Annotated in this window: 10 protein-coding genes and 1 riboswitch; of the genes, 6 read left to right on the forward strand and 4 right to left on the reverse strand. The window is 69.8% G+C overall.

What is annotated here, in order from left to right; translation table 11 throughout:
- Nucleotides 1–7 precede the first annotated feature (7 nt).
- Nucleotides 8–448: a universal stress protein gene (locus AC1Q9M_RS23640; RefSeq protein WP_291120538.1), complete on the forward strand. Its 441-nt coding sequence runs from the start codon at nucleotides 8–10 to the stop codon at nucleotides 446–448.
- Nucleotides 449–590: 142 nt separating this feature from the next.
- Nucleotides 591–1,556 (forward strand): Bug family tripartite tricarboxylate transporter substrate binding protein, encoded by a 966-nt coding sequence (locus AC1Q9M_RS23645; RefSeq protein ID WP_492436054.1) that lies wholly within the window; start codon nucleotides 591–593, stop codon nucleotides 1,554–1,556.
- A 69-nt stretch (nucleotides 1,557–1,625) separates the two neighbouring features.
- Here AC1Q9M_RS23645 and AC1Q9M_RS23650 read toward each other — a convergent pair whose 3' ends face one another.
- Nucleotides 1,626–2,759, reverse strand: a complete 1,134-nt coding sequence (locus AC1Q9M_RS23650; protein WP_492436056.1) for an ABC transporter substrate-binding protein — start codon at nucleotides 2,757–2,759, stop codon at nucleotides 1,626–1,628.
- Between the two features lie 130 nt (nucleotides 2,760–2,889).
- On the opposite strand from AC1Q9M_RS23650, the gene uvrA reads away from it, so the two are divergent.
- Both uvrA and AC1Q9M_RS23660 read left to right on the forward strand, forming a co-directional pair.
- The gene (gene uvrA / locus AC1Q9M_RS23655) at nucleotides 2,890–8,769 is read left to right on the forward strand and encodes an excinuclease ABC subunit UvrA (protein WP_492436058.1); all 5,880 of its coding nucleotides are present in this window, start codon (nucleotides 2,890–2,892) and stop codon (nucleotides 8,767–8,769) included.
- Nucleotides 8,769–9,095: a hypothetical protein gene (locus AC1Q9M_RS23660; RefSeq protein ID WP_382323022.1), complete on the forward strand. Its 327-nt coding sequence runs from the start codon at nucleotides 8,769–8,771 to the stop codon at nucleotides 9,093–9,095. Before uvrA ends, AC1Q9M_RS23660 begins: the two co-directional genes overlap by 1 nt.
- Before the next feature lie 4 nt (nucleotides 9,096–9,099).
- Here the strand turns inward: AC1Q9M_RS23660 and AC1Q9M_RS23665 are convergent, their stop codons facing one another.
- Genes AC1Q9M_RS23665 through AC1Q9M_RS23675 form a run of 3 tightly spaced genes read right to left on the reverse strand, consistent with a single transcriptional unit; the run spans nucleotide 9,100 to nucleotide 11,566 of the window.
- Nucleotides 9,100–9,480, reverse strand: a complete 381-nt coding sequence (locus AC1Q9M_RS23665) for a hypothetical protein (RefSeq protein WP_444688929.1) — start codon at nucleotides 9,478–9,480, stop codon at nucleotides 9,100–9,102.
- A 35-nt stretch (nucleotides 9,481–9,515) separates the two neighbouring features.
- On the reverse strand, nucleotides 9,516–10,769 hold the full coding sequence (locus AC1Q9M_RS23670; RefSeq protein WP_492436061.1) for an MFS transporter: 1,254 nt from the start codon (nucleotides 10,767–10,769) through the stop codon (nucleotides 9,516–9,518).
- Nucleotides 10,766–11,566, reverse strand: a complete 801-nt coding sequence (locus AC1Q9M_RS23675; RefSeq protein WP_382328840.1) for an HAD-IIB family hydrolase — start codon at nucleotides 11,564–11,566, stop codon at nucleotides 10,766–10,768. Before AC1Q9M_RS23675 ends, AC1Q9M_RS23670 begins: the two co-directional genes overlap by 4 nt.
- Nucleotides 11,567–11,668: 102 nt before the next feature.
- A riboswitch (S-adenosyl-L-homocysteine riboswitch) is annotated at nucleotides 11,669–11,757 on the forward strand.
- Between the two features lie 67 nt (nucleotides 11,758–11,824).
- Here AC1Q9M_RS23675 and ahcY point away from each other — a divergent pair.
- Both ahcY and AC1Q9M_RS23685 read left to right on the forward strand, forming a co-directional pair.
- Nucleotides 11,825–13,255 (forward strand): adenosylhomocysteinase, encoded by a 1,431-nt coding sequence (ahcY, locus tag AC1Q9M_RS23680; RefSeq protein ID WP_492436063.1) that lies wholly within the window; start codon nucleotides 11,825–11,827, stop codon nucleotides 13,253–13,255.
- An 8-nt stretch (nucleotides 13,256–13,263) separates the two neighbouring features.
- The gene (locus AC1Q9M_RS23685) at nucleotides 13,264–14,016 is read left to right on the forward strand and encodes a TlyA family RNA methyltransferase (RefSeq protein ID WP_492436064.1); all 753 of its coding nucleotides are present in this window, start codon (nucleotides 13,264–13,266) and stop codon (nucleotides 14,014–14,016) included.
- Nucleotides 14,017–14,030: the final 14 nt, after the last annotated feature.

The following is a 14,030-nucleotide window of genomic DNA, read 5'->3' on the forward strand; positions in this document are numbered from 1 at the left end:
CGCCACCATGTTCAAGAAAATTCTCGTGCCCACCGACGGTTCCACGCTGGCCGCGCAGGCCACCACGGTCGCGTTGGGGCTGGCCAAGAGCCTGAACGCGCAGATCATCGGCGTCAACGTGATCGACCCGTTTCCGTACATCGGCATCGGCGACGCCTCGGCCGTGGGCCTGCAGGCCTACCTGACCGAAGCCAAGAGCGCGGCCGGCCAGGCGCTGGACGCGGTGCGCCAGGCCTGCGAGGCCCAGGGCGTGGTGTTCGCGGCGGGTGACACCATCGAACGCAACGTGGTCTACGAAGGCATCATCGAAACGGCCGAGGCCGAAGGCTGCGACCTGATCGTGATGGGCTCGCACGGCCGCCAGGGCGTGAAGGCGCTGATCCTGGGCAGCGTGGCGCAGAAGGTGCTGACGCACGCCAAGGTGCCGGTGCTGATCGTCAAGGGCTGAGGGCCGACTGTTCGGCGCCTGCCCATCGGGGTGAACCCTTGGATGGGGCCCCTGCCTGACCCGCTGACAGCGAGTTGACAGCGGGGCTTCCTAGCATCTCTTCCACAGATGGCGCGCCGTGCCGCGCCACACCGGAGGAGACATGCGGCGCAATCAATTCCTCATGGCACTGGGCGGCTGGGCGGCGGCGTCTTGCCTGCCCGCGCGCGCCAGCGGCGCGGATCGCCTGTCCGTGCTGATCCCCGCGAGCGCGGGCGGCGGCTGGGACGCCACCGGCCGCGCGCTCGGTGCGGCGATGGTCGCGACCGGGCGCTACCGCGAGGCCGTCTACTACAACCAGGGCGGCGCCGCGGGCACCCTGGGCCTGGCCGCCTTCGTCCAGGCGGCGCGGGGTCAGCCGAATGCCCTGCTGATCATGGGCGCGGTCATGATCGGTGGCCTGGTGTCGTCGAAGACCCCGCTGCGCCAGCTGCAGCAGTGCACGCCGATCGCTCGCCTCACCAGCGAGTACAGCGCCTTCGCCGTGGCCGCCGGCTCCCCGATCCGGTCGCTGGGCGCCGTCGCCGAGCGGCTGCGCCAGGCCCCCGGCAGCGTGCGCTTCGGGGGCGGTTCGAAGGCCTCGACCGAGCACATCGCCGTCTCGATGTTCGCGCGCAGCCTGCGCGTGCCGCCGCGGGAGATCCGCTACCTGCCCCATGGCGGCGGCGCGGACGCGGTGGCCGCCCTGCTCAAGGGCGAGATCGATGTGGTGGGCGGTGGCTACGGGGAACTGGCCCAGGGCATCGCCCGAGGCCAGCTGCGCTTGCTCGGTGTGACCGCGCAACGGCGCCTGCCCGGCTTGCCGGACGTGCCCACGCTCAAGGAGCAGGGCTACGACGTCACCATCGGCAACTGGCGCGGCGTTTACGGCGCGCCCGGCATCAGCGACGCTCAGCGCGCCGCGCTCACGCAGGCGGTGGCCGAGGCCGTGAAGTCGCCGGCCTGGCGGCAGGCCGCCGAGCGCCATGGCTGGACGCCCGCGTTCACCACGGGCCGGGACTTCGAGGCCTTCGTCGAATTCGAGTACGCCGCCACGACGGCGATCCTGTTCCTGTCGGGCATGTTGTAGCCCGGCGCGCAAGGGGCCCTTTGTGGGGTGTTGACGCGGCGCCGCCCGGTGCCGCGTCTTTTTTTGGGGTCAGCGGCGGAATTTGCCGCTGGCGTCCACGATGGACAGGTCGGCGAAATCCAGCCCGGTGTGGTTGCTCGGGCTGTAATGCACGGTCAGGCCACCCAGGTCGTAGCTCTTCAGGTTCTCCAGCGCGTCGCGCAGGGCCACGGGCGTGGGATTCGGGCCGGCGCGGCGCAGGCCTTCGGTCAGCACCTTGGCGGCGGCGTAGCCTTCCATCATGGCGGGCGACACACCCGCCAGGCCCTTGGCCTTGGCGAATTCCTGCGCTTCCTTGATCAGGCCATAGGCCACCGAGCGCTCGTTGGGGAACACCTGCGTCACGATCACGCCGCGCGCGTGTTCGCCCAGCAGCTTGATGAAGCCGTCCGAGGCGTTGTTCGAGAGCGTGACCACCTGCGCGCGCGAACCGGCGGTGCGCACCGCCTTGACCGCGTTGGCGGTGTTGCCGGCCGAGCCGATCACCATCACCGCCTGCGCGTTGCTCTCGTTGACCCGCTTGGACAGCTCGGTGAAGTCGGGTTTGTCGCGCGGGAACTTTTCATGCAGCACCGGCTTGAGCTTGGCCTTGTCGAAGCCCTTGAGCGCCCCGGCCGCCGAATCGGCGCCGAAGGAATCGTCGGTCTCCAGCACCGCGATGCGCGTGATGCCGATGCTCGCCAGGTGTTCGATGGCCTTGGCGGCCTCGCGCTGGTAGGTGGCGCGCACGTTGAACACCCAGGGGTTGACCGGCTGGTGCAGCGCCATGGCGCCGGTGCTTGGCCCGACCAGCGGCACCTTGAGCTCGGCCAGCATGGGCAGCAGGGCCTGCGAATGCGGCGTGCCGCGGTTCAGGAACAGGGCCAGCACCCGCTGTTTCGTGATCAGTTCGCGCGCCACCTCCACCGTGACCTTGGGGTCGAACTTGTCGTCCACCGTGATCAGCTCGATCTTCTGGCCGTTGACACCGCCGCGCGCGTTGATGGTGTCGAAGTACAGCTGGGCCCCCTCGTGGTTCTCCTTCACCCCCGCCGCCACCGAGCCGCTGAAGCCCGAGGGCATGCCCACGCGCAGCTGGGCCCAGGCGGGGGCCGCGAACACCAGCAGCCCGGCCAGCCCCCAGGCGGTCCAGACCGGGCTTGAAAACAAGCGAATCCGTTTCATATAGGCGTCTCCTTGGGTGAGCCGAGTCTATGCAGCCCGCGGGCGCGGGAAATTGTGGATATGACCTACCGCACCGATGTTTTGTCACACCCCTCCGTAGAATCTTTGCGTCCCCCTCTGGAGCCCATGCATGTCCGATGCCTTTCTGCCCGCCGATCCACCCGTGGGCGCGATTTCAACCGTGTCCGAGGCCGAAGGGCGCGACCACCCGACGGAAGGCGGCTCCGGGCTGATCCGCATCCGGGGCGCGCGCCAGCACAACCTCAAGAACCTCGACCTCGACATCCGCACGGGTGAGCTCACCGTGGTCACCGGGCCCAGCGGCTCGGGCAAGTCCAGCCTCGTGTTCGACACCCTGTTCGCCGAAGGCCAGCGCCGCTACGTCGAGACCTTCAGCGCCTACGCGCGCCAGTTCCTGGACCGCATGGACAAACCGGCCGTCGACCGGGTCGACGGTGTGCCGCCGGCGATCGCGATCGACCAGACCAACCCGGTGCGCTCCTCGCGCTCCACCGTGGGCACCATGACGGAGCTCAACGACCACCTCAAGCTGCTGTTCGCGCGCGGCGCCGACCTGTTCGACCGCGAGACCGCGCTGCCGGTGCGGCACGATTCGCCCGAATCGATCTATGCCGAGCTCAAGGCGCGCGCGGCGCGCCAGGGCGATCCGCGCCTGGTGCTGACTTTCCCGGTGGAGTTGCCGGCCAGCACCACCGCTGAGGAAGTCGAACAATGGCTCTCGGCCAGCGGTTACACCCGCGTGCAGGCCGAGCGGGTGGTGCAGCGCGAGGTGGCGCCGGTGGAGTCCAAGACCCCCGCCAAGGGCAAGGCCAAGGCGGTGGCCAGCGAATCGGTCAAGGTGCTCGACGTGGTGGCCGACCGCTTCCGCATCGGCACGGTCGAGCCGGCGCGCGCGATGGAGGCGATCGAAGCCGGGCTCAAGCGCGGCAGCGGCAAGCTGATGGTCTATGTGCTGGCCGAAGAAGGCGAGCCCGAGATCTGGCGCTTCAGCACCGGTCTGCACTGCCCGGAAAGCGACATCCGCTACAGCGAACCCACGCCCTCGATGTTCTCGTTCAACTCGGCGGTGGGCGCCTGCGAGGCCTGCCGGGGCTTCGGGCGCGTGATCGGTGTGGACTACGGCCTGGTCATCCCCAACGACAAGCTCACGCTGCGCGCCGGCGCGGTCAAGGTGTTCCAGACACCCGCGTGGAAGGAATGCCAGGACGACATGATGCGGCACGCCGAGTCCGCCGGCATCCCGCGCGACACACCCTGGGCCAAGCTCACGCCCGAGCAGCAGCACTGGGTGAAGGCCGGTTCGCCCTTGTGGAACGGCAAGTGGAACCAGCAGTGGTACGGCGTCGACCGCTTCTTCGAGTACCTGGAGAGCAAGGCCTACAAGATGCACATCCGGGTGCTGCTGTCCAAGTACCGCAGCTACACCGAGTGCCCGAGCTGCCACGGCGCGCGCCTCAAGACCGACAGCCTGCTCTGGCGCATCGGCAGCAAGGCCCAGGCCGACGCGGTGCTGCCCGCGCAGAAGCGCTACCTGCCGCAGGGCGTGAAGTGGAGCCGCGCGCAGCTCGAAGCCATGCCCGGTCTGTGCCTGCACGACCTGATGCTGATGCCGCTGGACAAGCTGCGCGGCTTCTTCGCCGCGCTCGACGCCACGCTGGCGCCCGTGGGCAGCGACACGGCCGCCGCCGGCCAGGCCCAGGCCTTGCGCCTGCTGTTCGAGGAAATCAACACCCGCATCCGCTACCTGTGCGAGGTCGGCATCGGCTACCTCACGCTGGACCGCCAGAGCCGCACGCTCAGTGGCGGCGAGGTGCAGCGCATCAACCTCACCACCGCGCTGGGCACCTCGCTGGTGAACACCCTGTTCGTGCTCGACGAACCCAGCATCGGCCTGCACCCGCGCGACATGGCGCGCATCAACGACGCCATGCTGCGCCTGCGCGACGCGGGCAACACGCTGGTGGTGGTGGAGCACGACCCGGCCGTGATGCTCGCGGCCGACCGCCTGATCGACATGGGCCCGGGCCCGGGCGAGCGCGGCGGGCAGATCGTGTTCGACGGCACGCCCGAAGCGATCCGCTCGGCCGACACCCTCACCGGCGCCTACCTCGGTTCGCGCAAGACCATCGGCATGGGCTTCAAGCGCATGGTCACCGACAGCACGCCGCGCCTCATCCTCGAAGGCGCGCGCGAACACAACCTCAAGGACGTGTCGGTCGAGTTCCCGCTGCAACGCCTGGTGGTGGTCACCGGCGTGTCCGGCTCGGGCAAGTCCAGCCTGATCCAGGACGTGCTGGCGCCCGCGCTGCTGCGCCACTTCGGCAAGTCCACCGAGAGCCCGGGCGCGCACGACCGCCTGCTCGGGGCCGACCACCTGAGCGAGGTCGTGTTCGTCGACCAGTCGCCCATCGGCAAGACGGCGCGCTCCAACCCGGTGAGCTACGTGGGCGCGTGGGACGCGATCCGCTCGCTGTTCGCCGAGGCGCCGTTGTCGCGCCAGCGCAGTTACACGCCGGCCAAGTTCAGCTTCAACAGCGGCGACGGGCGCTGCCCCACCTGCGGCGGCTCGGGCTTCGAGCACGTGGAGATGCAGTTCCTGAGCGACGTGTACCTGCGCTGCCCGGACTGCGACGGCAAACGCTACCGGCCCGAAATCCTGGAGGTGAAGATCCAGCGCGGAGGCCGTTCGCTCAACGTGGCCGACGTGCTGGACCTCACCGTGAGCGAGGCCGCCGCGCTGTTCGCGGGCGACCGCGAGGTGATCCGCGTGCTGCAGCCCATCGTGGACGTGGGCCTGGAGTACGTGAAGCTGGGCCAGCCCGTGCCCACGCTCTCGGGCGGCGAGGCGCAGCGCCTCAAGCTCGCGGGCTTCCTGGCCGAGGCTTCGAAGAACAGCAGCGCGAGCCGCCAGGCGGTGGCGCGCAAGGGCACGCTGTTCCTGTTCGACGAGCCCACCACCGGCCTGCACTTCGACGACATCGCCAAGCTCATGCGCAGCCTGCGCAAGCTGCTCGACGCCGGCCACTCGCTGGTGGTGATCGAGCACAACCTGGACGTGATCCGCTCGGCCGACTGGCTGATCGACCTGGGTCCCGAGGGCGGCGATGCGGGCGGCCTGATCGTGGCCGAGGGCCCGCCCGAGGCCGTGCGCGAACACGCCAGCAGCCACACCGCGAAGGCTTTGCGCGAGTACGCGCTGGCCATGGGCGAGGTGCACGAAGTGCGCGAAGGCCGGGCCAAGGGCCTGCAGCCGGCGCGCGCGCGCAACGAGGGGCCACACGCCCACGCCATCCGCATCGTCAACGCCAAGGAGCACAACCTCAAGAACCTGAGCGTGGACATTCCGCGCGGCAAGTTCAACGTCATCTCCGGCGTGAGCGGCTCGGGCAAGTCCACGCTGGCTTTCGACATCCTGTTCAACGAAGGCCAGAGGCGTTACCTGGAGAGCCTCAACGCCTATGCGCGCAGCATCGTGCAGCCCGCGGGCCGGCCCGAGGTGGACGCGGTCTATGGCATCCCGCCCACGGTGGCGATCGAGCAGCGCCTCTCGCGCGGTGGCCGCAAGTCCACCGTGGGCACCACCACCGAGGTCTGGCATTTCCTGCGCCTGCTGTACGTGAAGCTGGGCACGCAGCACTGCATGTACGACGGCGCGGTCGTGATGCCGCAAAGCCCCGACAGCATCGTCGCCGCCATCCTGGCGCGCTACAAGGGCCGGCACATCGGCCTGCTCGCGCCGCTGGTGGTCAACCGCAAGGGCGTGTACACCGAGCTGGCCGACTGGGCGCGCCCGCGTGGCCACACCCACCTGCGGGTGGACGGCGAGTTCCTGCCCACCACCGGCTTCCCGCGCATCGACCGCTTCAAGGAGCACACCATCGAACTGCCGGTGGCCGACTTCGTGGTCAGCGCCGACGACGAGACCGCGCTGCGCCAGCAGCTCACCAAGGCGCTGGAGATCGGCAAGGGCCAGGTGCACGTGCTCTCGCCGCTGGACGGCCTGGCCCAGGCGCTGGCCGAAGGCCGGTCCACGCGCGAGCTCGGCAAGCTGGAGGTGTTTTCCACCACGCGCGCCTGCCCGGAGTGCGCCACCAGCTACCCCGAACTCGACCCGCGCCTCTTCTCGTACAACAGCAAACATGGCTGGTGCCCCGACTGCGTGGGCACCGGCGTGAAGCTCTCGCGCGACCAGCTCAAGGCGCTGGACGATTCGGTGCGCGACGACAAGGAAAAAGGCCGCGAGCAGAGTTTTGCCGAACCCGAGGTGGATGGCGTGACGGACGAGGTCTGCCCGTTCTGCTCGGGCAAGCGCCTGAACCTGCAGGCCCGCTCGGTGCGTTTCGCCGGCGTGGGCATCGCCGACGTGGCCCGCCTTTCGGTGCGCGAGGTGCGCGCCTGGGTGCAAGGGTTGATGCAAGACCTGGCGCTCAGCGCGCGCGAGGCCGACATCGCGCGCGACCTGCTGCCCGAGATCGAAAGCCGGCTGGCCTTCCTCGAAGAGGTGGGCCTGAACTACCTCACGCTGGACCGCGGCGCGCCCACGCTCAGCGGCGGCGAGGCGCAGCGCATCCGCCTGGCGGCGCAGCTGGGCAGCAACCTGCAGGGCGTGTGTTACGTGCTCGACGAGCCCACCATCGGCCTGCACGCGCGCGACAACGCCATCCTGCTCAACGCGCTGCACAAGCTCGGCGACCAGGGCAACACCCTGGTGGTGGTGGAGCACGACGAGGACACCATCCGCCGCGCCGACCACATCATCGACATCGGCCCGAGCGCGGGCAAGCGCGGCGGGCGCGTGGTGGCCCAGGGGTCGGTGGACGACCTCTCGGCCAACGCCGACTCGGTGACCGGGCGCTACCTGCTGCACGCGATGAAGCACCCGCTGCAGGCGCGCCGTGGCGTGCTGCCGGCGCTGGACGACAGCGCGCCCTGGCTGCGCGTGCGCGGCGCGAAGCTGCACAACCTGAACGAGCTCGACGCCGCGGTGCCGCTGCAGCGCCTGGTGGTCATCACCGGCGTGTCGGGCTCGGGCAAGTCCACGCTCGCGCGCGACGTGCTGCTGACCAACGTGGCCGCCGCCGTGAGCCAGCGCAGCACCAAGGCCGGGCGCGACGCCATGGACAAGGGCAAGCACCCCGCCTGGAGCGGCTGCGCCAGCGTGAGTGGTTTCGAGACCGTGGACCGCGTGCTCGAAGTCGATCAGACGCCGATCGGCAAGACGCCGCGCAGCTGCCCAGCCACCTACATCGGCTTCTGGGACACGGTGCGCAAGCTGTTCGCCGACACGCTGGAGGCCAAGGCGCGCGGCTACGGCCCCGGCCGCTTCAGCTTCAACACCGGCGAAGGCCGCTGCCCGGGCTGCGAAGGGCAGGGCATGCGCACCATCGAGATGAGCTTCCTGCCCGACGTGAAGGTGCCCTGCGAGGTCTGCCACGGCGCGCGCTTCAACCCCGAGACGCTGGCCGTGACCTGGAAGGGCAAGAGCATCGGCGACGTGTTGCAGATGGAGGTGGACGAGGCGGTGGACTTCTTCGCCAGCATGCCCAACATCAGCCACCCGCTGCAGCTGCTCAAGGACGTGGGCCTGGGCTACCTCACGCTGGGCCAGCCCAGCCCGACGCTCAGCGGCGGCGAGGCGCAGCGCATCAAGCTGGTGACCGAACTCAGCAAGGTGCGCGACGACGTCACGCGCCGGGGCCAGAAGCCACCGCACACGCTCTACGTGCTCGACGAGCCCACGGTGGGCCTGCACATGGCCGACGTGGAGAAGCTGATTCGCGTGCTGCACCGCCTGGTGGACGGCGGCCACAGCGTGGTGGTGATCGAGCACGACCTGGACGTGATGGCCGAGGCCGACTGGATCATCGACCTGGGCCCCGAGGGTGGCAACGGCGGGGGCCGCATCGTGGCCGCCGCGCCACCCGACGAGGTGGTGCGCCTGGACACGCACACCGGGCGTGTGCTGGGGCCGGTGCTGGCCAGGACGTGATGCCCGAGGGCCAGGTCATCCACATCCACGCCGAGGCGCCGGCCAAGCCGGTTCTGGGCGCGCCGTGCAACGGCTGCGGGGTGTGTTGCCTGGCCGAGCCTTGTCCTTTGGGGCGGGTGATTTCGCGCAAGCGCGTGGGCGCGTGCGACGCGCTGCGCTGGGACGGCGCCTTGTCGGTCTACCGCTGTGGCGCCATCACCGACGCGCGGGGCGTGCTGGGCCCGCGCTGGCGCTGGGCGGCGCCGGTGTTCCAGCGGCTGGCGCGGCGCTGGATCGCGGCCGGCGTGGGGTGCGACGCGGCGTTGCAGGCCGAACGCGGCGGCTGAGCGCTCAGCGCGCGAGCAGCCAGACCACGCCCACCGCCAGCACGGCCAGGGCCCCCATCAGCAGGCGCGTGCGCTTGCGCAGCAGGTCCACGGCACCCACCAGGCGCGCGTTCTGCTCGGCCAGTTCGGTCAGGGTCTGCGCCATCTGGGCCTGCACCGCGGCCTGCTGGTCGATCAGCTGCCGCGCTTCGATCAGGCGGTTCTTGAGTTCCCCCAGGGTGGGCGGGGCGTCGCCCAGGTCCAGCGGCACCGGCGCGGTCGTGCCGGCGGGTGGCGCCTTCGAGCGGTCCAGCAGCTTGCGCGCGGCGTTGAGCACCGTGGGCGCGTGTTCGATCACGTCCCCCCAGGGGATCACTTTCAGGGCAACCAGCCAGGGAATGGCCATGAGGAGATCCTTTCTCTTGTCAGGTTAGGAGGCCCTCAGCCGCGTGGGGTTCCTTCAGATGGGGCCGAAACGGTCCGTCTCAACAGCCACCAGCCCAGGCCGGCGACCGACAGCAGCAGGGCCGGGAAGCCCAGCGTGGGCGCCCACTGCAGCGCGGCGGCGCCCAGCGCGGGCGCGAGCACCCCGCCCAGGGTGTAGGACAGCACCAGCACGGCGGTGCTGTTGACCAGGGTGATGCCTTCCTCGCGCGAGCCGATGTCGATCATCGCCAGCGTGTACAGACAACCGCCCGCGCCGCCCCAGAGGAAGGCCACGGGCGCGGCCAGCCAGGGCGTGCCGGCCACGAAGGGGATGACCAAGGTGGCCAGCAGGGTGATCAGGGCGCAGACCCGCATGATCGCCAGGCGCGCGCGGTGGCCGTCGCCCCAGCGCTGCGCCGGGTGGTGGGCCATGCGGTCGGCCAGCACGCCGGCCGGCAGCATCATGAGCGCGCTGCCCAGGCCGCTGGCCGAGACCAGCAGCGCCGCCACGGTGGCGCCCAGGCCCAGCGCCAGGCCGTAGAGCGGCAGGATGGACGTGAGGCCGCTTTCGAAGAAACCGCCGACGAAGCCCACGGTCATGATCAGCGGATGGGCCAGCAGCGCGTGCCACACGCCCGACAGGCCCACCTTCGCGCTGTGCGCGTCGGCCGCGTCGGGCAGGCGCGGGATCAGCAGGCTCCAGACCAGGCCGATGGCCATGAAGCCGAGCGCGATCCACAGGGCCGCGTCGCTGTCGGCGCCGACCCAGGCCAGCATGAGCGGGCCGACCACGAAGGTGATGCCCACCATGGTCTCGAAGATGCCCACGTAGCGCCCGCGCTGCCCGGGCGGCGAGAACTCGGCCACCACGGCCTCGGCCAGCACCCAGCGCAGGCCCGAGGCCATGCCGGCGGCGATCTTGAACACGAACCAGAGCCACAGCAGCGGCGTGAAGGCGAAGCCGGCGGTGGCGATCACCGGGATCAGCGCGGCCAGCCACAGCGTGGGCCGCCGGCCCAGGCGCTGCGTGATGGCCGAAGCGAACGGCGTCATGAAGAACACGCCGAGCCAGCCGCTGGCGGCGAACACACCGGCCAGCGCGGTCGATTCGCCGCCGCCCTTGAGGCGCAACAGCAGCAGCGGCGTGAGCATGAAGTAGCCCACCAGCTCGAAGAAGGTGGAGCCGAAGATCGCGACCAGGCCGAGCCGGGCCTGGGCGGGTGGGTGCTCCGGCAGGGGGCCGGTGGGCGGCAGCGGGTGTTCGCTCATGCGCCCGCGGCCCGCGCGCCCAGCACCGCGTCGGCCACCTCGGTGAAGCCCGCGCCGCGCTCGCCCGCGGCCACGTAGCGCGGGTGTTGCGTGAGCGCGCCCCAGAAGCGCGCGACGTTGGCCACGCCCACGCTGTGCGGGAAATGGCCGAACATGCGCGCGTCGTTGGTCGAGTCGCCGACGTAGACCCAGCGGTCGAGTTCGTCGTCGAGCGAGCGGCCCAGGCGCGATCGCACGATCCAGCGCGCACCGGCCAGCTTGTCGTGCTCGCCGATCCAGCCGTTGATGTGGATGGAGCTCACGGTGGCGTTGAGGCCCTCGCTTTTCATGAGTTGCACCACCGTGGCGATGTCGGCTTCGCTCAGGTGGGCGAACTCGCTGTGGTCGATCGCGATGTCGGTCTCGCGCCCCGGGCTGTCGGTGGCCAGGCGGGCCTGCGGCAGCTCGGCGAGCACGCGCCGCGCGGTGGCCTGCAGCTTCGCGAAATGGGCGGCGCGCGTGGCCGCGTCCTGCAGGTAGTCGCGCCTGAGTTCGCCCGAGTCGCCGCGCCACAGCGCCACGGCGCCGTTCTCGGCCACGATGGCGTCCACCGGCCAGGCCAGCGCGAAGGCCTCGCTCCAGCCGGCGGGCCGGCCCGTGATGGCGAACACCGGCAGGCCGGCGGTGCGCAGGCGGTGCAAGGCGTCCAGGGCATCGGGGGTGATCGCGCCCTCGGTCGTGAGGGTGTCGTCGATGTCGGTCAGCACGCCGTGGATGCGGGCGCGGTCCGTGGCGGGCCAGAGGGTGAGGGGATTCATGCGCATGGAAGGCGGGCAGTGTCGCACAGGGCCCCGGGCGCCGCAGGTGCCACCGGCGACGCGCGGCAGGGGGCAGATCGAGGCCGCTGCGGTAGAATCGCGCGATCCGAGGAGCGTTGCAGCGCCCCCACTGAACACTTCAGCAGCGGGGCGTGAGGCTCGGACCATCCATGCAACGACGCTCATCCACATCCCGTGCGATGAGTTCTTTTTGACTCAATGCCAGATGTGGTTTGTCCATCCTTTCCGGAGCGAACCATGAATGCACGTCTGAACAACCCGACCGCCGACAGCGCGATCGCCGACCTTTCCCTGGCCGAGTGGGGCCGCAAGGAAATCCGCATCGCGGAAACCGAAATGCCCGGCCTGATGGCCATCCGCGAGGAATTCGCCGCCGCCAAGCCGCTCAAGGGCGCGCGCATCACCGGCAGCATCCACATGACGATCCAGACCGCGGTGCTGGTCGAAACCCTGCAGGCCCTGGGCGCGAGCGTGCGCTGGGCTTCGTGCAACATCTTCTCCACGCAAGACCACGCCGCCGCCGCGCTGGTCGCGCAGGGCACGCCGGTGTTCGCGCACAAGGGCGAGACCCTGGCCGAGTACTGGGACTTCACCCACCGCATCTTTGAGTTCGGCGCCGCCGGCACCGAAGGCGAAGGCCCCAACATGATCCTGGACGACGGCGGCGACGCCACGCTGCTGATGATCCTGGGCCAGAAGGCCGAGAAGGACCTTTCGGTCATCAGCAAGCCGACCAGCGAAGAAGAAACCTGCCTGTTCGCCGCCATCAAGGCCAAGCTCGCGCAGGACCCGACCTGGTACACCCGCAAGGCCAGCCAGATCATCGGCGTGACCGAAGAGACCACCACCGGCGTGCACCGCCTGAAGGAAATGAGCGCCAAGGGCACGCTGCCGTTCCGCGCCATCAACGTGAACGATTCGGTGACCAAGAGCAAGTTCGACAACCTGTACGGCTGCCGCGAATCGCTGGTCGACGGCATCAAGCGCGCCACCGACGTGATGATCGCCGGCAAGGTCGCCGTGGTCGCCGGCTACGGTGACGTGGGCAAGGGTTCGGCCCAGGCGCTGCGCGCGCTGTCGGCCCAGGTGTGGGTGACCGAGATCGACCCCATCAACGCCCTGCAGGCCGCGATGGAAGGCTACAAGGTCGTGACCATGGAGTACGCCGCCGACAAGGCCGACATCTTCGTGACCACCACCGGCAACAAATCCATCATCACGCACGACCACATGGCCGCGATGAAGGACCAGGCCATCGTCTGCAACATCGGCCACTTCGACAACGAGATCGACATCGCCTCGATCGAGAAGTACGAATGGGAAGAGATCAAGCCGCAGGTCGACCACGTCAAGTTCCCCGACGGCAAGAAGATCATCATGCTGGCCAAGGGCCGCCTGGTGAACCTGGGCTGCGGCACCGGCCACCCCAGCTTCGTGATGTCGAGCTCGTTCGCGAACCAGACCATTGCCCAGATCGAGCTGTTCACGCAGCCGAAGAAGTACGAAGTGGGCCAGGTCTACGTGCTGCCCAAGCACCTGGACGAGAAGGTCGCGCGCCTGCACCTGAAGAAGGTTGGCGCCATGCTGACCGAGCTGACCGACGAGCAGGCCGCCTACATCGGCGTGAGCAAGGCCGGCCCGTACAAGCCGGACACCTACCGGTATTGATCGCGCCCATGCGGGCCGACCAGCTGCTCGTCGAGCGCGGCCTGGCCGCTACCCGTTCGCAGGCCCAGCGGCTCATCGCCGCGGGCGTGCAATGGCGTGCGCCGGGTGGCGACTGGACAGCGGTCACCAAGAACGGCGAGGAGCTGCGCGACGCGGCCGAGCTGCGCCTGCTGGACACGGCGGAGACGCGCTATGTGTCGCGCGGCGGCCTCAAGCTGGAAGGCGCGCTGCGCCACACCGGCCTGGACGTGAGCGGCCTGCGCTGCCTTGATGTGGGGCAGAGCAGCGGCGGTTTCACCGACTGCCTGTTGCAGCGGGGCGCGGCGCGGGTCATGGGTGTGGACGTGGGCCAGGGCCAGCTGCACCCGCAGCTCAAGGGCGATCCGCGCGTGATCTGCATTGAAAAATGCAACGCGCGCGATCTCTCGGCCCAGGCGCTGCAGGACGCGGGTGGCGCGGCGCCGTTCGATCTGATCGTGGGCGACCTGTCGTTCATCTCGCAGACCCTGGTGTGGCCGGCCCTGGTGCCGCTGCTGGCGCCGGGTGGGCAGATGCTGATGCTGGTCAAGCCGCAGTTCGAGCTGCAGCCCGGGCACATCGGCAAGGGCGGTCTGGTGAAGGACGCGGCGAGTTACGCCATCGTGCGCGATCGCATCGCGCAGGCCTGCGAAGAGCAGGGCCTGCGGATGCGCGACTACGTCGAGAGCGCGATCACCGGGGGTGACGGCAACCGCGAGTTTTTTGTGTATGCGAGCAAGTGATGTAAGGAGGGGGC

The organism is Hydrogenophaga sp. GW823-FHT04C09 (assembly GCF_058796355.1).